A 19,785-nucleotide genomic window follows, 5' to 3' on the forward strand; every position below is an offset into this window, starting at 1 on the left:
TCAATTAGGATATGTTTTGATGATTTGGATAATATTTTTAACCTTCATGATGTCTTTTTTCCCTACTGCGGATTCTACCTTTGAGTTGATATCTACCATTTTTGGTTTTAATGCCAAAATTTCAGAAATATTTTGCTCCCCAATCCCTCCAGCAATAAACAAATCTATACCATTATTTTTTAGTTTTTGAAGTTCTTCTAAAGGAATACTTTTACCACTGCCTCCTCCAAGTACACACTTAGAATCAAGCAACACAAAAGGTGAGACAAAATCTTTTGGATATTCTGAAATATCCTCAAGATTAACACAAATATAAAAGTTAAAATCAGCTTCCCTGAGATCGGTAGATGCGAAATTATTAGGAGAAAAAGGATCACAGCTATGAAGTTGCAGACAATCTAAAATACCTTCTTTGAGCAATTCTTTTGCACTAATAAGAGAGCTTTTTTCATTAGTGATAACGCCTACTTTTAAGATATTGGGATAAAGCTTATTGAGAGCTTTTGATATTTCTTTGATGGATTTTTGATCTTGGTATCTTGGGCTTTGTTTGACCATAATCAATCCTATCATATCTGCTCCAGCTTCTGCACAAGAGATCGCATCATCAATATTGGTGATACCACAAATTTTGATGATGGGCGTAGCGTTAGAATAAAGTTTTTGAAAAACCGCTGAAAAAAAAGAATTTTTTTGCTTTTTACCTTTTTGGTAGGCTTTAATAAGATTTGGAAGATTTTTACCTTCGTTTTTTACTAGATAGCTTCCACAAAGCATTCCATCAAATCCAAAACTTCCAGCAAGATATCCATCAAAGCTTGAGTGTATTCCAGATTCAAAGATGGTTTTGATGGAATTTGGAATCAAAGATTTGAGATTGAGTGCTTTGTTTTTATCAATCTCAAAGGTGTGCAAACTCCTAGAGTTGATGCCTAAAATAGATGGCTCTAATTTTAAAGCAAAATCGCATTCTCTTTGGTTGTGAATTTCAAAAAGTGGCGTGAGTGAGTATTTTTTGCATTCAGATAGGATTTTTTGAAGCTCTATTTCTTTTGCCTTATCATCCATAAACATAGCGATAATAATCAGTACCATATCTGCTCCAGCTAGATATGATATTTCAATTTCCTCTGCGTATTGAATGAAATCTTTTCTCAAAATAGTGGTATTTTTGAAGGTATTTTTGACAGACATTAGATCTATGAGACTGCCATTAAAATAATCTTCTTCTGTGAGGATGGAAATAACCTTTGCACCATTGTTTAAATATATTTGTGCTAAGTTTGTAGGCTCTGAAATATCCCCAATTTTTCCAGCTGATGGAGAGGCTCGTTTTATTTCTGCGATCATCAAGGGTGTGTTTGGATCAAATTTAGGAGGGGACAAGGGGACTTCTCTTTTTTGAGGAATGCGATGACCAAAACCAAAGCCTAAATTAGAAATTTTACAATCCCTTTTTTGGGTTATGTTTTTCAAAACCTCTACCATTGTCATTTTATCCTTATTAAAAGTAGAATCAGTGATTAAATGATACACATAAAAAGCTAAAATAAAGCCTTTTTGCATAAAATATTTAGATATAATCTTAACCAAATATTGCACAAAATAATCAGGAGCACTGCTTTGGAATCACAATTGATGGGACTAGCGATCGAGACTTATAAGATTACCTTGATTATTTCTTTGCCAATCCTTTTAGCAGGTTTGATTGTGGGTTTGTTGGTGAGTATTTTTCAGGCAACTACACAAATAAACGAGATGACACTCTCTTTTGTACCTAAAATTTTAGCTGTGATTGGCGTGATTATTCTTACGATGCCATGGATGCTCAATATGCTTTTAGACTACACTAGAACATTGATAAACTTAATACCAAAGTTTGTTTTGTGACTAAAATCATTGATTTTTCAAAATACTGTAGCATCAAGATAGGTTCAAGCTTATGTGTAAAAATCCTTGAAGATGTGTGTGATATTGAAAAAGAAGTCAAGATAATAGGATATGGAAATAATCTTTTAGTCTCTCCTAGTGCCAAAAATATCGCAATATTGGGAGAAAAATATGACTATATTTTAGATAAGGGTGATTTTATCGAAGTAGGGGGAGCTAGTAGTAGTGGGAAAATTTATCGATATTTTAGAGATTGGGATTTAGGAGGATTAGAGTTTTTACGTGCTTTGCCCGGTAGTCTTGGTGGGCTTGTTAAGATGAATGCTGGGATGAAAGAGTATGAAATAAAAAATATTTTAGATTCTGTGTGCGTTGATGGGAAATGGATCGATGTAGATATGCTCTCTATGGGGTATCGAAATACAGATATAAAAGGAGTGATATTAGCTGCTAGATTCAAAAAAAATCCTGGTTTTAGATATGAATTAGTTGAAATTTTTGAATCTATGCGTTTTACACATCCAAAAAAACCTAGCTGTGGAAGTTGTTTTAAAAATCCTAAAGGAGATTTTGCAGGAAGATTGCTAGAATCTGTCGGATTAAAAGGATATAATATCAGGGATGTTGCTTTTTCTAAAGAACACGCAAATTTCCTCATTAACCTTGCAAAAGGGGATTTTGAAGATGCAATCAGTTTGATTGAATTAGCTAAAAAAAGAGTTTTTGAAGAATATGGCATTAAGCTTCAAGAGGAAGTTGTCATAATATAAAAGGAGGGCTTATGAAAAAAATTTCTAAAATTATCATAATGGGTTCTTTGTTTGGTATGGGATTAGATGCACTTGAATTTGGTTCTATGGGAAATATTTCCACAAGTATGGGTGGAGCTGGAGTAGCTCTTAGGAATTCACAATGGGCACTTTATTACAACCCTGCTTTGCTTGGAATGGATAGAAAATCGCGATTTGCTTATAGTTTTGGAGCGAATGTTAGAGAGACAAATTTACTAGGTTTGGCAAATATAAATGTAGATGATGTCAAAAATATTTCCGTAGGTTCGCACTCATCTTCAGGAATCAGCGGTGCTTTTCTAACAGGAGCTAGTGGCGTTTCTAGTGGTGGTAATGCTGATGTATTCAAGGAGCTTGGCGATATTAAAACTTTATTGGGCAATGCTATTGGCGGTGCACAGGGCAGTAAAATTAGCAGCGCCACAAGCATAGATGATGCGATAAAGCAATTCAAAGCTGCCACTCTCACAGATGGAAGTCTTAACAGTAGTGGTTTGAGAGCGTTTGATTATCTTCAAACTCAAATGCTTGATGCGATTGATAAAAGCGGGGAGGATACAGGTATTTTAAAAAGCGTTGTCAAAAATCTCACCCCTTCTCAAGTCAATGGAATCGCTGATTTGATTCAAAAAGGCGATAGCGGAAATGTAAATGTAGGCGATGTTTTAAGTGCTTTAGGAAGTGTGAAATTGACTCCTGACGGGGCTACTGAAGATCTTATCAAAAATATCAGTTCCATCAAAAATGCACTTGATAAAAATGACTTGAGTGCCAATACACAAAATGGACTGGTTGGACAAATAGGTGGAAATGGACCTGATGGAAGGGGAGCTATTGCTTTTGGTGTCTTTGGAAGTGCCTTTATTTCTGCAAGTGCGAGTTTTGATCCTTCGCACAATCAGATCATTGCTTCATCAGATGGAAGCTATGTAAAAGTAGATATTAATGATAATGAAATTGTTTTGAGTAACTCCACAAAAGCAGATTACGATAATCATTCAATCTTAAGCGACAGTGCACAGCATCAATTACATGTTACAGGTTTGACATTAGGAGAAATCCCCATTGGCTATGGACAGGCTTTTTCTACCCCTATAGGTAATTTTAGTATCGGTTTTGTTGCAAAATATATTTTTGCACTAGGAGAGAGTATTAACAAAACAGGTTCTTTTAGCAGTATCTCAGATGGATATTCTGGTAATGACTTTGGTTCAATTAGTCCTCAAAATACATTTGGGATAGATATTGGAGGTTTGTATAATTATGGTGGCTTTAATATAGGCATCGTTGCAAAAGACATCAATAGTCCAAGTATTTCTGTAAATGACAATCAAAAAATCATTCTTGATCCTCAAGTTCGTGCAGGGATTTCTTATGAGTGGCGTTTCTTATCTCTAGCGATGGATATGGATCTTAAGCCTAATAATACTCTTTCATATCTTTCTCCAAAAAACCAAATGATTGGTGGGGGAGTGATGTTTGATTTTAAATATATTGATTTACGTTTTGGTAGCATGTATGATTTGGCAAGTAAGGCAGGAGAAGGAGTTATACTCACTGGGGGAATTAATATTTTGGGATTTTTGGATTTAGCACTTCAATCAAATCTGAAACTCACAGATGTTTCAGGCACTCGCATTCCGAGCTACATAAGCTTGAAAGTTGGTGGCGGATTTAGTTGGTAAGGAGAGAATATGCCCTATGTTGATATAAAAGTTGGAGGCAAACTCAACGCAGAACAGAAGCGAGAGATTGCAAAAGATGTTTCAGAGTCTTTAGAGAGGATTGCAGGAAAGCCAAAAGCAACCGTTTATGTCAGTTTTACCGAGTTTGATAGAGATAGTTTTGCTAAGGGTGAAAATCTTTTGAGCGATCTAGACAAGCAGCAAAAGAAAATCTGAAAATCAAAAATCCATTTTTTATTTTAGACAAACTTAGATTTATTTTAGAAACACATTCTAAGGAACTCTAAAATATGACAAGTTTTAAACACAAAATCTATTCTTAGGTTAATATTCAAGTTGTGTGAAAAAAACTTATATCACCATCTTGATTTCTTTGTGTTCTTTGAGTGCGCAGAAGATTTGATTTCGTTCTTCTTCAGTATTCACGAGTATTTTTAGATGAAGACTGACAAATCTTCCCTTTGAGGATTTGTTTTTTTCCTGCAAATCATATTTTCTAGGAGCGATTTCAAAAACTGCCTCTTTGATTTTATCTTTATTTTCTCCAATGATTCTATATTCCCATTCACAAGGATAGTTTATTTCTGGTTTTCCTTCTAAAATAGATAGTGGTTTATCGTGCATTCAATACCCCTAGGAGTGTTTTTGTAATAGGAGTAGGTTTGCCTGTAAGTAGATCAATATGCCCGAGTTTTACTTCTAGTTCAAAGATTTTATCTTCGCATAAAGTCTCTGATGAAATATCAAAAATCTTATAAATTTCTTGCTTTAAAACAACGGTGACAGGTTTGATTTTGAGTACTTCAGTGCGTACTTCTATTTTGTCTCCGAGTTTTGCACTTGATATGAAATTTGCCTTCAAATTTTTCACAACAAAAGCATTGCTGATTTTATGAGGATTGAAAGCTTCTGAAAAAAGTAGCTCCTCACTCCTAGCTCTTTCGCAATATTTAATATAATTAGTATGATAGACAATCCCCCCGCAATCGGTATCTTCATAATATATTCGTATTTGCATTAACTCTCCTGTTTGATATGATGGTATTTTATCATAACAAAAATTTCATAATTCAAATTACTTCATCAAGCTTTTTAATGTGCTATGTTTGATGGAACACAAGCCAGTGGAATGCACGATGTTTTGTACTTCTTTTGAGGATAGATATTTTAGTAATTCTTTAGCTTCGATAGGGGAATGCGAAGTCGCCACTACAGCACCAGCAAAACGGGTGAAATGCTGCAAGTTTTTTGGCAACTCTCCAATAAAAGTAATACCTGCAATAGGAAGAATCTCGCTTACTTGTTGAAAGCCGATTTCATAAGCTCCTTTGGCGATTACTGAGGCAACAGGGATTCTAGGTATCATATATGCTTTGTCTTTGACTTGTCTTTCAATCCCTAGTTTTTTGAATAACTGCTCACTTATATATCTTCCACTAGCACTATCAGAATACGCTATGGAAGAAGCATTTAACAAGACCTTGCGAAGTTCTGCATCGGTTTTGATACTGATGAGGGGTTTGCCTTTTTTGATTACTGCCCCAATAGGAGAATCCGCGAGTTCAACTCGGGAGTCTTTGAGTATCCAACCTTGTTTTTCTAGCTTGTCTAATGCACTTCCTACCATAATCACCACATCTGCTTTTTCGCCATTTTTTAGTCTATTTGGGATAGCCTGTGGAGTGTTACCCATTGAGGGAGAGCGAAGTGTTTTTATTTTCACCCCTTCTTTTTTCTCAAAGCTATTTATAAGCCCTTCATAGGCAGCATAAAAACCACCAGATACCATAACGGTAAGCTCTTTTGCCTGAATGTTAGAGAACAAAACAACCAAGCAACCAAACACAAATAAACATTTTTTCACTGCTTTCATCTCATTCTCACTTTTGTTTTTATCCAAAATACTAGCACTTTTTTCTAAAAATAGAGATGAAGGGCTTATTTATTCTCAAGCACCTAAATTTAAAATTTTTTTAGTTATATTTAATAAATCTATTTTTAATTCCTCGTTATTGTTATAACTTCTATAAAAATCCAGTTCTTTTTCTCTTTTCTTGAGCATCACTTCTTGGATTATTTTTTACAAGGTGAGGTTTTTGGTGAATTCATTGTTGTTGTTTTTGTAAGAGATCAACAGAATTCAAAAGCTCATCTAGCTTGTCTTTATCTTTATCTTTGATAATCATTTTAGGAATAAGAAATTCCAAAAACCAAAATAATTTCTCCCATTCTATCATCTCATAAGGCATAATAGATGCCATTTGTGAATAGATTTTGACAAATTGCTTTGCTTTGATTTTGTAGTCCGCAGTCTTTATGGGGATAGTTTTATGACAGAGTTTTTTAGATATATTAAAATAAACTAATAATAAAATAGCTTAAATTTTTTCTTTTTTAGTGTTTTTGATGATGTTTTTTTCATGATCTAATAACCATTTTTTAATTTCTACCCCTCCTGCATAGCCAGATAGAGATCCGTTATTTGCTATCACTCTATGGCAAGGAATGATGATAAAAATAGGATTTCTTGAGTTTGCACTTCCTATCGCTCTGCTATAATTGCTTCCTCCTAGCTCTAAGGCGACTTGTTTGTAACTTTTGATTTCTCCAAATTTGATGTCACATAATCTCTCCCAGACTTTTTTGGCAAAAGCACTTCCATCAGGATCTAAAGGTACATCAAATCTAAAAAGAGTTCCTTTGAAATATCCCTGTAGTTGATCTATGCAAGAGAGGATAATATCATTTGGATTTTGTTCTGAAGGCTTCTTATCACAAAAGGAGATGCTTTTGATTCCTTTATGTGAAGCTTGTATGTGAAGATATTTTTTTCCTAGTTCTTTTGGGGTTTGTATATAGCCGTTATACATTAGGTTTCCTAAAAATAAATTATTCATATCGTAATGCCTCTATGGGGTTGAGCCTAGAGGCTCTTCTAGCAGGGAGGTATCCAAAGATCACACCAATAAGAGCAGAAAACAAAAATGCAAATACCGCCACATCAATATGAAATACAAAAGGAATATTCATAAGATGACTCGCTCCTAGTGCCACAAAAAAAGCTAGAAAAATTCCAATAATTCCGCCTAATGAGCTTACCACAACTGCTTCAATAAGAAATTGCAAAAGTACCTCACCTTCTAATGCTCCTATAGCTAAACGAGTGCCGATTTCACGCGTTCTCTCTGTAACTGAAACTAGCATAATATTCATAATACCAATTCCCCCAACAATAAGACTTACTCCCGCAATAGCTCCTAAAAACAAAGTGAGGACAGATGTGGTTGAGGACACCATTTTTTCTATTTCTTTTGTGTCCATGATTTCAAAATTATCTCTTTGACCTGCTTTTATATCTCTAATATCGCGTAATATTTGCTTAAGGTTGTTTGTAGCTTCTGTGGAGTCTGTATCGTCATTGAGTGAAATCATAATACGATTGACATTAAAAAGGGTGTTTTTTCCACTTACATTTCTTTGGAAGGTTTTAAATGGCATAAATATCGCATCATCTTGGTCATTTCCCATTGCACCTTGTCCTTTTGCTTCTAGTACTCCTATAACTTCACACATATTTTTCACGACTTTTATTTGTGCCCCAAGTGGATTTTCATCTCCAAACAAAGCCTTTTTCACACTTTCTCCTAGTATGCACACACTTGCTCCGCTAGTGTATTCAATATCTCTAAACGATCTTCCACTAGAGAGATCCCAAAGCGTGACTTCAAAATAATCTTTTGTGATTCCATTGGCTTGAGTTTGTGTGTTAGAAGAGAAATATTGAGCGATCACAGAAGTGCTAGAAAAAGGTGCAACAGCCCTCACGCCAGGAAGTCTGCTTCTGATGGTATCGACTTCTTGCATTGTAAAATTGCGTTTTTTGCTTTTTCCATCGTTGTTGAGGTTTCGTGCGGGGAAAACTATCAAAAGATTGCTTCCTAAGCTTGATATTTCAGAGGTGATTTTTTGGGTCGCTCCATTACCTAATGCTAACATTACGATAACTGAGCCCACACCTATAATAATGCCTAGCATCGTGAGAAATGCTCGTAGATAATTTTTTCTGATTTGCTTGAAAGCCAAAAAAAACGCATTGAGTATCATTGATTGAAATCCTTTTGTATATTCCCATCTAAAAAATGAATTTGTCTTTTGGTATATTGTGCCATTTCGGGTTCGTGAGTGACCATTAAGATTGTTATGTTTAACTCTATGTTGAGTTGATTTAGGATTTCCATAACTTCTGTACTGCGTTTGGTATCTAGGTTTCCTGTAGGTTCATCAGCAAGTAAAAATACAGGCTTAGAAGCGATAGCTCTAGCAATAGCTACTCTTTGTTGTTGCCCCCCAGAGAGTTCGCTGCTACTATGGGTTTCCCAGCCCTTGAGACCTACCATTTCAAGTGCTTGTGTGGCAATTGCTTTGCGTTCTTTTTTAGGCATACCGCGATAAAGCAGAGGTAGTTCTACATTTTCTAATGCACTCGTTCTTGAGAGTAGGTTGAATCCTTGAAAAATAAATCCGATATAATGCCTTCTAAGTAACGCTCTTTGCCTTCTGTTGAGTTCAAAAACATCTACCCCATCAAAAAAATATTTTCCTCCACTTCCAATATCTAGACAACCTAGAATATTTGCCAAAGTCGATTTTCCAGATCCAGAAGGTCCCATAAGGGCGATAAATTCCCCCTTGTGGATTTCAAGATCCACTCCTTTTAGGGCTAAAAAGGCATTTTCACCTTTTCCATAGGTTTTGGTGATTTTATCTAGCTTTATTAGTAAGCTCATTTTTTTGTACTTGAAGTGATGATTTGCGTGTTTGTATCGATATCATCAGATATAATCTGCACTGATTTTCCATCAGATATTCCCACATCTACATTTATGGGTGTTGGAACATTGTTTTTGAGAATATAAATCGTGCTAGTTTTCGATTTTAATTCTTTTGCTTCATTTATACCGGCTTTTTTTCTGGGTTTTCCCATTAGTGAAGGGCTATTTTTTTGATTTTGTTTGGATGTGGTTTTGGGTTCGTAAAAAAGTGCTGCAACAGGGACTAACAAGACATTATAAGCTTGTGCAACTTGAATATTTGCATTCACACTCATACCGGGCTTTAGAAGTAAATCTTGGTTATTGACATAGATTTTGGTTTCATAGCTTACGATGTTGTTTGTATTATCATCGTTACTAGCTGCAGCAAAGCTCACTCGATTCACCTCTGCGTCAAACTCCTTATCAGGATAGGCATCGACATTAAAAACAACTTTTTGACCGGGTTTTACCTTTCCAATATCAGATTCAGAGACATTTACAATAAGGCTCATTTCTCTTAGATTTTGAGCGAGTTTGAAGAGGGTAGGGGTTTGGAAACTTGCAGCGACGGTTTGTCCTGGATCTACACTACGTTCTAAAACCACTCCATCAATAGGGCTTGTAATCACAGAGTTTTTTAAATCAATTTCAGAAGTTCTCATATCGGTGGTGATTTGTTCTATGGAAGCCTTTTTTGTTTGTACATCTGCTTTTGCTTGAAGATATTCCATTTTTGCGTTTTGGAGATCTAGCTCTGATGGACTTTTGCCTTCTGTAGCTTTAAAAAGCTTTTGCATTTGCTCGTAATTCCATTTTTTTTGTTCAAGTAATACTTCTGATGAAAACAAAGAGGCTTTGGCTGAATTGATTTGAGCTTTGTATTTATCAAGGGCTTGATTGATTTTTTCAGGATTGATTCTAGCTAGAACCTGTCCTTTGCTAACAGGGTCATTTACATCTACGAAAACCTCCTGAACCGTGCCTGAAATCTGACTACCGATTTGTACTTCATCTGTAGGAGATAGAGTGCCTGTGGCATTTATTTTTGCAATAACATCACCCATATGTGCATTAGCAGTGATGTAGTGAATTTGTTCTTCTTTTGTTTTATAAAAATACCCTGCGATGATGCAGATAAATACGAGGATACAAATACCTATAAGCCAGTATTTTTTGTGATTTGATTTTTTTGGATTGATTTTGGAATAGATTTCAGTGCTGGGCATTTTCATTTCCTTTGTTTTCTTCAAATACAAACATTCCGCCAAATGATTTATAAAGCATAATCATTGCCTCAGTATTAGAATAAAGCGAATCATTTAGGGTTTTTTGAGTATTTAGGTATTGATTTTGATAATTGAGTAAGGCGATTTCATCAATGAGCTTATAGTTATATTTGAGTTTGGTTGCTTCTAGTGCGTTTTGCGTTATTTGGGTGCTTTGGATTGAGTTTTGCAGATTTTGATTAGAATAATCTGCATCTGATATTGCATTTTGTATCTCTCCAATAGCTGTGTTGATAGAGTTTTGAAGTGTATAAAAAGCTTGTTTGACATTTTCTTTTTGGATTTTATAGTTTTCTCTAATGCTTGTTCGGTTGAATAATGGCATAGCCAAAGACCCTGTGATTTGCCAGATCAAATCCCCGATTCCATTATTTGAAAACAATATCTGTCCTAGATTTCCACTGATATTTAGCACAGGGAAAAACTCAGCACGTTTGCTAGATTGGGTATATATTTGAGCATTTAGAGTATGAATAGCAGATTGTACATCAGGTCTTTTTAAAAGCACACTAGAGGGCATTGCTTTTATATTTGGAAAATTTGGTTTTTCAAATTCATAAGTGAGGGTTGTATCAAAATCGATATTTTGTGAGTTCAAAAGCACAAAAAGTGCATTTTTATTTTGTTCTAGCTGATAAGATAGATCTAAAAGAGTGTTTTTTTGAGTAGAAAGAGTGGTTTTTAGTGAAGCCAAATCAGTGATATCTATGAGTTTGAGGTGGTATTTTTGTTCATTGATTTGATAGATTTTTTCTTGATTTTCGATTAGTTTTTGATAGATGTTGATCGCGTTTGCTAATTTTCTGATTGTAAAATAATAGTTCGCAACATCTGCTATTAGGCTAACCTTGGCACTACAGAGATCTTTTTGAGCGGCAAAATATTGTTCTTTTGAGGCTTTGCGCAAGGAATTGATTCTTCCGAAAATATCCATTTCCCAAGAAAGGGTCAAAGACCCATTGAGTGTATTTTGATTGAAATTGATTTGGTATTTTTTGTAATTTCCATCGCTATAGTTATAGCCTAGATTCACTCCAATTTTTGGAATCATATCTGCCCCTTGAATTTTCGCACTCGATCTTGCTTGGGCGATTTTAGAAGTGAGGGTGAGCACATTGGTATTGTTCTTGAGGGCTTCGTTTATGAGTTTTTGCAAGGTTGTATCTGAAAAAATGTAGAAAAAAGTTTGGACAAAATCCATATTTTGAAAATTTGCTGTATTTTGTGGTAGAGTGGGTTTTTTACCATAGGTTTGTTCCACTATGGATTCTAATATATCTTGATTGGAAAATTTTTTTGGTATGCGGGTTTTTGAAATCATTTCTTCTTTTTGGATTAAAGAAGTGCAACCTGTAAAAAAAACAATAAGTATTGCAAATCGTAAAAAATTCATTTGACCTCAAAAATTTTGATTTTGAGAATTATACTTAAGGTTATATAAAGTATTTGTGAATTATCGCCCAAAAAACTTTTGAGTTTTTGGGTCATAAACCCATTTTGCCAGTATTGAGTATGTTATTAGGATCAAAGGCTCTCTTGATACTCCTGAAAAGTTCCATTTCTGCAGGAGTGAATGCCAATGACATAAAAGGCGCTTTAGACAACCCTATACCATGTTCTCCGCTAAGTGTGCCTTCTAATTCTATAGCGATTTTAAAAATCTCTTCTATGGCTTGATGCCCTCTTTTGAGCTGTTCTTCGTCTTTGTCATCAGGCACCATTACATTTGTATGTACATTTCCATCCCCAGTATGTCCAAAACAAGGAATCTTAAAACCATATTTTTTGCTTACAATAGAGATTTTTTCCAAAAGTTCAGGAAGCCTTGATCTAGGCACGGTTATATCTTCATTGAGCTTTTTTTTGCCATAGACAGTGATACTTTGAGAAGCATTTCTTCTGGCAAACCAGAGGTTTTCTTCCTCTTCTTTGCTTTGTGCAATCTTAAAATCAATGCAGCCATTTTCTGTGAATTTTTCTTGAATTTTTTCTAGTTGCCATTTGATTTGTTCAGGAATATCGCCATCAACTTGAGTGATGAGGATCGCACCAGCTTCTATGGGGAGATTTTTGTGAAATTTTTCTTCTACAGCCCTAATGCTTAGGTTGTCTAAAAATTCCATAGCTACAGGGGTTACTCCACCTGCCATTGTTTTATAAACTGCGTTCATTGCAGATTGTATATCGCTAAATACCCCCATTGCTGATTTGGAAATTTTTGGTTTCGCGATGAGTTTGAGGGTTATCTCGGTAATTACCGCCAAGCTACCCTCACTTGCTATCAAGATTCCAGCTACATTGTATCCCGCGACATCTTTTATGGTTTTTTTACCAGCTCGGATAATTTCTCCATTAGGCAAGACCGCTCGGATCGCCATGACATAGTCTTTTGTGATACCGTATTTTGCAGCTCTCATTCCACCGGCATTCTCGCTCACATTCCCACCTAGTGTGCAGTATTCCTGACTTGCAGGATCGGGGGGATAGAACAAACCTATCTTTTCTACAACTTCTTGAAAATGTTTGTTGATAACTGCGGGTTGCACCCTAGCAATGAGATTTTTTTCATCGATTTCTAGGATTTGATTGAAGTGTTTTTCCATCGCCAAAACAACCCCTCCATTCACAGGCAATGCACCTCCTGTAAATCCACTCCCACCACCTCTTGGTAATACAGATATTTTGTGCGTATTGCAGTATTTGAGGATTTTGCTCACATCGCTTTCATTTCTTGGATAGATGATACAATCAGGCTCATAACGTTCTTTTGTAGCATCATAGCAATACGCAATCAAATGAGCCTTATCGTTATAGAAATTCTCAGAACCGACGATTTTTTCAAGTTCTTTTTGATGTTTTACTTCTATCACAAATTATCCTTAGTGTTATTTTTGAGACTCTTTAGTTTTTGGAGATTTTTTTGCTTTTTTGGATTTTTGAATATCAAAGCCATTTTTTATTAGATTATCATAAAATTCAAAGTAGTTTTTGGATTTTTTTGAGTAAAACAAACTCGCCAAAGAACCTGTTTTTATCTCTTGTAAGCGGGAGAAAAAAGGAGCGATAGTTTTATTTACTTTGGAAGTATCAAAAGGAATACTCTCTAATAAAGCTAGGCTTTGGCAATCTAGTACATTTAGGCTATTTGTCCCCACGATATAGATTAATCCCACGCTATAAACACTACAAGCTTTTTTTAGAAATTTGGCATTAGGATCAAAACCGCCATAATCGTTTAGGTATCCCATCAATAGATCAGAACTCATAAGAGATAATTCATCTTTGAGTTGAGATTTTATTTTTTCATAAGTATTTAGATCAGGAGCTATTAAGAATGCTTTGTTGTTGATCTCTCTAAAAGATGCCATATCTCCTGCTTTAGGCAGTATGTGTGGAGTTGGAAGATATTTTTGTTTCATTGTATCAAAATCACTAAAACTAGCTGTGGCGATGCCATTTTCTATGGATTTTATCTCTATTTTCGCTGAAATCACCACATAATCTGTTAGTTTTGTGAGGACAAAACCACTTTCTCCTACCACTAAATCATAGGCTGGAAAGCTTAATGTTTTGTTTTTGGTATCTACTTTTTCTATACTGATAGATAGAGGTTCGTTGAACTTATCAGCATTTGCTATTGAAAAAACTACAAAAACGATAGTGATGAGAATTTTTTTGAACAATTTTGATCCTTATTTGAATTTATCCATATACCATTTGATTGCGTATGCAAGGGCGGGTGTTTTTGCGATGGAATCATCATCGATAAAATTTTGAGCTTCTTTTAGAGGCAAAAATAAAACATCAATACATTCATCATCAATCCCTCCACCTCCATTTATTCTATTCTCTTGAGAAATGGTAGCAAAAAATATCGTTTGTTTGCTACCGCTAATACCTGTAGAAGCGAAAAAGCTACCGATTTTTTTTAAATCACTAGCTTTTACATCATAGCCACATTCTTCAAATATTTCTTCAGATGCGATTTGCTCAAGGCTCTTGCCTTCTTTGTCTATAAGTCCAGCACATAGTTCGTAAGTGTAGCCATCTTGGTTGTTTGCATACACAGCAGGGCGAAATTGTCTGACAATTAAAAAGCTATCAATTTCTTGGTTGTATAAAAGTATAGAAACGCTATCATAAGAATTAATAATATCCCAAACCTTTTTTTTACCATTTTCAATATATGTCATTCTAGCAGGTTTGATGTAGTTTGAATCCAAGCATTCTTCAAAGCAAATGGATTTAAAATCTACTTTGGAATCTACATCAGAAAAATATTTCATTCTTTAATCCTTGATAGATATAAAAGATTTTTGATCTTCAAAAGAGCTTTTTTCAAGGGCATCATCAAGTTCTTTCATATAGGTTTGAGCAATTTTATTGAATTCTTGTTTATCTTTTCCTTTAAGCTCACTTTTTGCTGTGCGTATGCTTCCTAATGGATTGATTGGGCGGTTGTTTTTATATACTCCAAAGTGTAGATGAGGACCTGTGCTTACTCCAGTAGTGCCGACTTTTCCAATAATTTGTCCCTTTTTTACATACATTCCATTATGTATGCCTTTTGCAAATGAACTCATATGTGCATAGAGAGTTTTAATCCCATTACCATTGTTGATTTCTATAGTTTTTCCATATCCACCTTTTACTCCTACATAGATGATTTTTCCATCAGCAGCAGCTCGGATGGGTGTGCCGATTCTAGCTGCATAATCTACGCCATAATGAGGACGTATGATTTTGAGTATGGGATGCAGCCTTCCGTAAGAAAATTTTGAGGAAATGCGTGTATAATTTACAGGCACTTCTAACAAAAATCCGGCTACTTCTTTTCCTTTTTTGTCATAATAACGTCCTTTATAGGCAAAAATATAGTTAGATTTTTTGTTGGTTTCAATCACGCTTGCTTTTATATCTGGAGAACCAAAAGGTTTGCCTAATCGATATTTTCTAGTGTAGATGATGGCTAGTTTGTCATCTTTGATGACGAATTTTTTGAAATTGATGCTTTTTTTGTAAGCATTGATGAATTCATTTGCCAAACTTACATCCGAAGTAGCGTCTATAATATCTTGATAGGGCGATTTTTGGACAGAAATTGTTAGGATTTTCTGCACAGAAGTATAGACAATAGGAATAAAATCTAATTTATAGTCTTCATCATCTTTGTATATGTGGATTTGGACATCTTCGCTGATAGGAATAAGAGCTTGGAGCAAATCTCCATTATCGTCTTTGAGAACATAATATGATACTCCTGCGTAGATTTCTGCAGTGAGTTCTTTGTCTTGAGAGGAGAGGTTATAATAAAGCTTCAAAGGAAGAGAGTTTTGTTCAAAAAAAGCCAGTAAGGTTGTCCCCTTATCCCACGCTAGTTTTTCGCCAATAGCACCAAAACTCACAGAAGATAAGAGCAAAAATATCAGTAAAATTTTTTTCATTGAAGACCTTGAAATTGTATGTAAAAGGGCAAATTATATACAAGTTTTACAAATATGCTCACAAAAATACATTTGCTATAAAATATCGTATATGATAAAAATCTGTTATAATTCAAAAAAAGTATCTATAAAGATGGGTAAAACTCTAAAAAATATAAATTATAAATAAGGTGTGTTTGAGCATGGGATTTCAAAAATTTGATTTTAAAACTTGGCTTTTTCCGAGTGTCTGTTTTGGATTGTTTTGCTATGGAATGGTGTTTATCTTCATCTATACTTATTCTCCAAATGAAGACGCATCGCTTTTTAGCAACACTAAAAACACGACTAATGTCACAGATGTGTCAAAATTTAGAGAAGAGATGATGAAACAAATCAAAAAAATAAACTAAACCATTAAGAAATATTGTCGATATTGTGTATATAAATGAGCATAATTATAGGAGATTTGAGATGATAAAACCAGTCACAGTTGGCACTAGCCCTTTGATCGCTAATGAGAATAAAAAATATTCAGAGAATATCAAGCCAAAGAATACACAAGAAGTCGAAGATAAAGCAATTCAAATTAAAGAATCTGTAAAAAATGGTACTTATAGGGTTGATATTCAAAAAACTTCAGAAAAAATGGCACTGAATTTGCTTAATCTATAAATATAAAAATGCTCCTTGAGAGTTTGGAGTATTTAAATAAAATATTTAGGATTAAAACCATGCTTCATAACTACCTAAGAGGTGCTGTTTCTGACCTTCAATCCCTTATAGAATTGACTTCTTTAGATATTGAAGATATTGCTATTGCCTCTCATGAGAGTATTTTTTCTCGCAATGGCAAAAAACAAGAGCTTATCAAAACCTTTGAGGCAAAAAAAAATCTCATTGATCAAGAGATGTTGAATCTAAAAAAGCAATTCCCTGATAAAGAATTATCCGAACTCATCGACGATGAGGCGAGTGATCTTTTAGGTGAAATGAAAAAAAATCTCCAAGAACTCAAAAATCTCAATACTAGTTATGCACGGATCGTGTTTGCGGTTTCTGAATTTTATACTTCTTTGATTCAAAAAATCATTCCTCATGAAATATCTGATTACAAGGGAAGCAAAACTCCCCAAAGCAGTTTTTTAAAAGTCCAGGCATAAGGAAAAACAATGGGTGGTATTTTATCTTCTTTGAACACTTCTTATAGCGGACTTCAAGCCCACCAATTAATGGTAGATGTTACAGGAAATAACATCTCTAATGCTAGTGATGAATTTTATAGCAGACAAAGGGTTATTGCCAGACCCGAAAAACCTATTGAATACCAAAATAAAAGCATCGGAAGAGGTGTGGATGTAGAGTCTGTAGAACGTATACATAATGAATTTGTATTTTCTCGTTATTCTAAAGCCGCACAAGATAATGAATTTTATAACACTGATTTTAGTGCTCTCAAAGAAGCCTCCGCATATTTTCCAGATGTAGATGGGGTGGGGATATACAACGATCTTCAGGAATATTTTAACGCTTGGAAAGATTTGGCAAAAAATGGCAAAGATCCTGCTCAAAAGCAAGTTTTGGCAAAAAATGCAGAGGTGCTAACCCATAATATCAGAGACACTCGAAGTAAAATTTCCATGTTGCAACAAAAAAGTAGCGAAGAGTTGGAAACCACGATAAAAGAAGTCAATAGTCTAGGTTCTCAAATCGCAGAAATAAACAAGCGTCTAAGAGAAACAGAAGATCCAAAAATATTCAAACAAGCCAATGAATTGCGTGATAGAAGAGATGAGTTAGAATTTCATTTACGCGAACTTGTGGGGGGAAATGTATTTAAAAACAACATTAGAATGGATGCACTCAATGACAAAAAAACAGCAGATTTTGATGATGGGTATGTATTAAACATTGCTAATGGATTTAATATCGTTGATGGAACTATCTTTCACCCACTTGTATTAGAAAAACAAAACAACGCTGCACATCTTAATCGTGTCTATTTTCGTGGCTATGACTTTAAAGATGTAGATATTACAGATAGGCTCACCGAAGGTAAAGCAGGGGCATTGATAGGGCTATATAATACGGGATATGATGGCACAAAAACAGGAAAACTTCAAAACTATCTCAATCTATTAGATTCTTTTGCAAAAGGTTTTATTGAAGCTACAAACTCTATTTACGCTCAAAGTGCAGCTCATCAGATCGAGAGTGAGAAGGTTGAGTTTGAAGATATTGAAGCTCTCAAAGACACTAATTACAATATCAAAAATGGCACAATTGATCTCATCGCCTACAACACAGATGGAAAACAAATCGCAAAAAAAACCATCGCTATTAGCGATATCACCACAATGAAAGACATTGTTACGCAAATCAATGCAAACACTGATGATAATCATGATAACAACGATACAAATGATTTTGACGATTATTTTAAAGCTTATTTTGACAATAAAGCCAAAAAATTCTATATCCAAGCAAAGGAACCCTCAAAGGGGTTTTATGTCTCACTCAAAGACAATGGAACAAATTTTACAGGAGCACTTGGGGTGAATCCATTTTTTGAGGGCAATAGTGCACAAAATATTCGAATCAATAGTAAGTATAAAAAAGACCCTACTTATATCAGACCTTGGTTAGCTCCTATAAATGGAAATTTTGATGTAGCTAATATGATGCAACAAATGCAGTATGAAAAGATCGATTTTTATGATAATAAATTTGAAATCAATAAGATGAAATTGAGTGAATTCTATCAATATCTCAATGGAAAAGTCGCCACTGATACTGAAAAATCTCAAGAAACCCTGAATACAAAAAAATCAGTTTTTGAGGCTATCAAAAAGGAACATTTAGCTATTTCTCAAGTGAGTGTTGATGAAGAGATGGTTAATCTGATTAAATTTCAAGGCGGATATGCCGCGAATGCAAAAGTTATAACCGCAATTGACAGGATGATAGACACACTTCTTAGTATCAAACAATGAGAGATATAAAGGCATTATTAGATCAGCACTACCTGCTTAAAAATAATTCCAATGAGGTTTCTGTGGAAAACCCAGATCCTCTTTTGATAGTACGAAGATATAAAAATAGTGATATTTTTGATGAAATAGCCTTGATTTGTGCTTTGCTTTCATATGGCAGTGTAGGGCAGATTGTCCGAACTTTAGATAGTTTGGATTTTTCATTGTTGCACACTTCTGTAGGTGAAATCCAAAAAGCAGCTTTTCCACACTATCGTTTCCAGACTTCAGAGGATATTAGAAATTTATTTATTGTTTTTTATAAAATAATCCATACTAAGAGAGTTAAATCTATTGTTTTAGAAGGCTATGATAAAAATAAAAATATCTTAGAAGGGGTTTATCTAGTTATAGATAGGGTTTCTAAAATACTTCAAAAATCATATCTAAAATCAAGAGGTCTTGAATTTCTAATTGGAAAAGTTTCTCAAAATCCAAAAGGAAGCTCCCCGCTCAAACGTTGGAATATGTACCTTAGATGGATGGTGAGAAAAGATAATTTGGATTTTGGTAGATGGGAGGAAATAAACAAATCTGATTTGATTCTTCCACTTGATACACATACCTTCAAGGTATCTCAAAAACTCGGTCTATTAGATAGAAAAAGTTATGACTTATATTCCGCACTGCTTATTACAGATTTATTGAAGAAATTTGATGCTAACGATCCGGTGAAATATGATTTTGCACTTTATCGATTAGGACAATCACGGGAATATAGATTTCTATAGCACACAGGACAACTTCTAGTTCTTTTTAGCTTTGTTGGATTGATCGTTTTATGCCTACAAACCTAATAAAATCCTCAAATAGTAAATGAAGGTAAATGAAAAAAATACACATCTGGCCTAATTTTTGTAAAAA

22 protein-coding genes and 1 pseudogene are annotated in these 19,785 nt (G+C 34.6%); 9 read left to right on the forward strand and 14 right to left on the reverse strand.

What is annotated here, in order from left to right:
- A complete protein-coding gene (gene trpF / locus Q5I06_RS04710; protein ID WP_305516784.1) occupies nucleotides 1–1,494 on the reverse strand; it encodes a phosphoribosylanthranilate isomerase in 1,494 nt (497 codons plus the stop codon).
- 129 nt (nucleotides 1,495–1,623) lie between these two features.
- Here trpF and fliQ point away from each other — a divergent pair, with 129 nt between their 5' ends.
- Genes fliQ through Q5I06_RS04730 form a run of 4 tightly spaced genes read left to right on the forward strand, consistent with a single transcriptional unit; the run spans nucleotide 1,624 to nucleotide 4,582 of the window.
- The gene (gene fliQ / locus Q5I06_RS04715; RefSeq protein ID WP_095294060.1) at nucleotides 1,624–1,890 is read left to right on the forward strand and encodes a flagellar biosynthesis protein FliQ; all 267 of its coding nucleotides are present in this window, start codon (nucleotides 1,624–1,626) and stop codon (nucleotides 1,888–1,890) included.
- Entirely contained in the window at nucleotides 1,887–2,660 is a 774-nt protein-coding gene (locus tag Q5I06_RS04720) for a UDP-N-acetylmuramate dehydrogenase (protein WP_305516783.1), read from the forward strand. Before fliQ ends, Q5I06_RS04720 begins: the two co-directional genes overlap by 4 nt.
- Before the next feature lie 11 nt (nucleotides 2,661–2,671).
- A complete protein-coding gene (gene traF / locus Q5I06_RS04725; protein ID WP_305516782.1) occupies nucleotides 2,672–4,366 on the forward strand; it encodes a conjugal transfer protein TraF in 1,695 nt (564 codons plus the stop codon).
- 9 nt (nucleotides 4,367–4,375) lie between these two features.
- Complete coding sequence (locus Q5I06_RS04730) at nucleotides 4,376–4,582, forward strand: tautomerase family protein (protein WP_305516781.1); 207 nt, start codon at nucleotides 4,376–4,378, stop codon at nucleotides 4,580–4,582.
- A 135-nt stretch (nucleotides 4,583–4,717) separates the two neighbouring features.
- On the opposite strand, the gene Q5I06_RS04735 is transcribed toward Q5I06_RS04730, so the two are convergent.
- The 13 genes and pseudogenes from Q5I06_RS04735 to Q5I06_RS04795 all read right to left on the reverse strand — a co-directional run bounded on the left by Q5I06_RS04735 (nucleotide 4,718) and on the right by Q5I06_RS04795 (nucleotide 15,910).
- A complete protein-coding gene (locus tag Q5I06_RS04735) occupies nucleotides 4,718–4,990 on the reverse strand; it encodes an HP0495 family protein (RefSeq protein ID WP_305516780.1) in 273 nt (90 codons plus the stop codon).
- Nucleotides 4,980–5,384, reverse strand: a complete 405-nt coding sequence (locus tag Q5I06_RS04740) for a YbgC/FadM family acyl-CoA thioesterase (protein WP_305516779.1) — start codon at nucleotides 5,382–5,384, stop codon at nucleotides 4,980–4,982. Before Q5I06_RS04740 ends, Q5I06_RS04735 begins: the two co-directional genes overlap by 11 nt.
- A gap of 57 nt (nucleotides 5,385–5,441) precedes the next feature.
- A complete protein-coding gene (locus Q5I06_RS04745) occupies nucleotides 5,442–6,239 on the reverse strand; it encodes a substrate-binding domain-containing protein (RefSeq protein WP_305516778.1) in 798 nt (265 codons plus the stop codon).
- A gap of 232 nt (nucleotides 6,240–6,471) precedes the next feature.
- Nucleotides 6,472–6,615: a hypothetical protein gene (locus Q5I06_RS04750; protein WP_305516777.1), complete on the reverse strand. Its 144-nt coding sequence runs from the start codon at nucleotides 6,613–6,615 to the stop codon at nucleotides 6,472–6,474.
- Nucleotides 6,616–6,744: 129 nt separating this feature from the next.
- Entirely contained in the window at nucleotides 6,745–7,263 is a 519-nt protein-coding gene (locus Q5I06_RS04755; protein ID WP_305516776.1) for a methylated-DNA--[protein]-cysteine S-methyltransferase, read from the reverse strand.
- A complete protein-coding gene (locus Q5I06_RS04760) occupies nucleotides 7,256–8,470 on the reverse strand; it encodes an ABC transporter permease (protein ID WP_305516775.1) in 1,215 nt (404 codons plus the stop codon). Before Q5I06_RS04760 ends, Q5I06_RS04755 begins: the two co-directional genes overlap by 8 nt.
- Complete coding sequence (locus tag Q5I06_RS04765) at nucleotides 8,467–9,153, reverse strand: ABC transporter ATP-binding protein (RefSeq protein WP_305516774.1); 687 nt, start codon at nucleotides 9,151–9,153, stop codon at nucleotides 8,467–8,469. The genes Q5I06_RS04760 and Q5I06_RS04765 overlap by 4 nt, the downstream gene beginning before the upstream one ends.
- The gene (locus tag Q5I06_RS04770; protein ID WP_305516773.1) at nucleotides 9,150–10,406 is read right to left on the reverse strand and encodes an efflux RND transporter periplasmic adaptor subunit; all 1,257 of its coding nucleotides are present in this window, start codon (nucleotides 10,404–10,406) and stop codon (nucleotides 9,150–9,152) included. The genes Q5I06_RS04765 and Q5I06_RS04770 overlap by 4 nt, the downstream gene beginning before the upstream one ends.
- Nucleotides 10,393–11,859 (reverse strand): TolC family protein, encoded by a 1,467-nt coding sequence (locus Q5I06_RS04775; RefSeq protein ID WP_305516772.1) that lies wholly within the window; start codon nucleotides 11,857–11,859, stop codon nucleotides 10,393–10,395. Before Q5I06_RS04775 ends, Q5I06_RS04770 begins: the two co-directional genes overlap by 14 nt.
- Before the next feature lie 91 nt (nucleotides 11,860–11,950).
- A complete protein-coding gene (locus Q5I06_RS04780; RefSeq protein ID WP_370690917.1) occupies nucleotides 11,951–13,333 on the reverse strand; it encodes an FAD-linked oxidase C-terminal domain-containing protein in 1,383 nt (460 codons plus the stop codon).
- An 18-nt stretch (nucleotides 13,334–13,351) separates the two neighbouring features.
- Nucleotides 13,352–14,149, reverse strand: a complete 798-nt coding sequence (locus Q5I06_RS04785; protein ID WP_305516770.1) for a plasminogen-binding N-terminal domain-containing protein — start codon at nucleotides 14,147–14,149, stop codon at nucleotides 13,352–13,354.
- Nucleotides 14,150–14,158: 9 nt separating this feature from the next.
- Nucleotides 14,159–14,752, reverse strand: a complete 594-nt coding sequence (locus tag Q5I06_RS04790; RefSeq protein WP_305516769.1) for an NUDIX domain-containing protein — start codon at nucleotides 14,750–14,752, stop codon at nucleotides 14,159–14,161.
- Nucleotides 14,736–15,910 (reverse strand): annotated as a pseudogene (locus Q5I06_RS04795) (peptidoglycan DD-metalloendopeptidase family protein). Before Q5I06_RS04795 ends, Q5I06_RS04790 begins: the two are co-directional and overlap by 17 nt.
- 182 nt (nucleotides 15,911–16,092) lie before the next feature.
- Between Q5I06_RS04795 and Q5I06_RS04800 the strand changes: the two are divergent.
- The 5 genes from Q5I06_RS04800 (at nucleotide 16,093) to Q5I06_RS04820 (ending at nucleotide 19,652) form a co-directional block, all read left to right on the forward strand.
- On the forward strand, nucleotides 16,093–16,302 hold the full coding sequence (locus tag Q5I06_RS04800) for a hypothetical protein (RefSeq protein ID WP_305516767.1): 210 nt from the start codon (nucleotides 16,093–16,095) through the stop codon (nucleotides 16,300–16,302).
- 61 nt (nucleotides 16,303–16,363) lie between these two features.
- Nucleotides 16,364–16,564 (forward strand): flagellar biosynthesis anti-sigma factor FlgM, encoded by a 201-nt coding sequence (locus tag Q5I06_RS04805; protein ID WP_305516766.1) that lies wholly within the window; start codon nucleotides 16,364–16,366, stop codon nucleotides 16,562–16,564.
- 59 nt (nucleotides 16,565–16,623) lie between these two features.
- Complete coding sequence (locus Q5I06_RS04810) at nucleotides 16,624–17,052, forward strand: hypothetical protein (protein WP_305516765.1); 429 nt, start codon at nucleotides 16,624–16,626, stop codon at nucleotides 17,050–17,052.
- Between the two features lie 9 nt (nucleotides 17,053–17,061).
- Nucleotides 17,062–18,882: a flagellar hook-associated protein FlgK gene (gene flgK, locus Q5I06_RS04815; RefSeq protein ID WP_305516764.1), complete on the forward strand. Its 1,821-nt coding sequence runs from the start codon at nucleotides 17,062–17,064 to the stop codon at nucleotides 18,880–18,882.
- Nucleotides 18,879–19,652, forward strand: a complete 774-nt coding sequence (locus Q5I06_RS04820) for a TIGR02757 family protein (protein WP_305516763.1) — start codon at nucleotides 18,879–18,881, stop codon at nucleotides 19,650–19,652. Before flgK ends, Q5I06_RS04820 begins: the two co-directional genes overlap by 4 nt.
- Nucleotides 19,653–19,785: the final 133 nt, after the last annotated feature.

The organism is Helicobacter cappadocius (genome assembly GCF_030688855.1).
GTDB lineage: Bacteria > Campylobacterota > Campylobacteria > Campylobacterales > Helicobacteraceae > Helicobacter_J > Helicobacter_J cappadocius.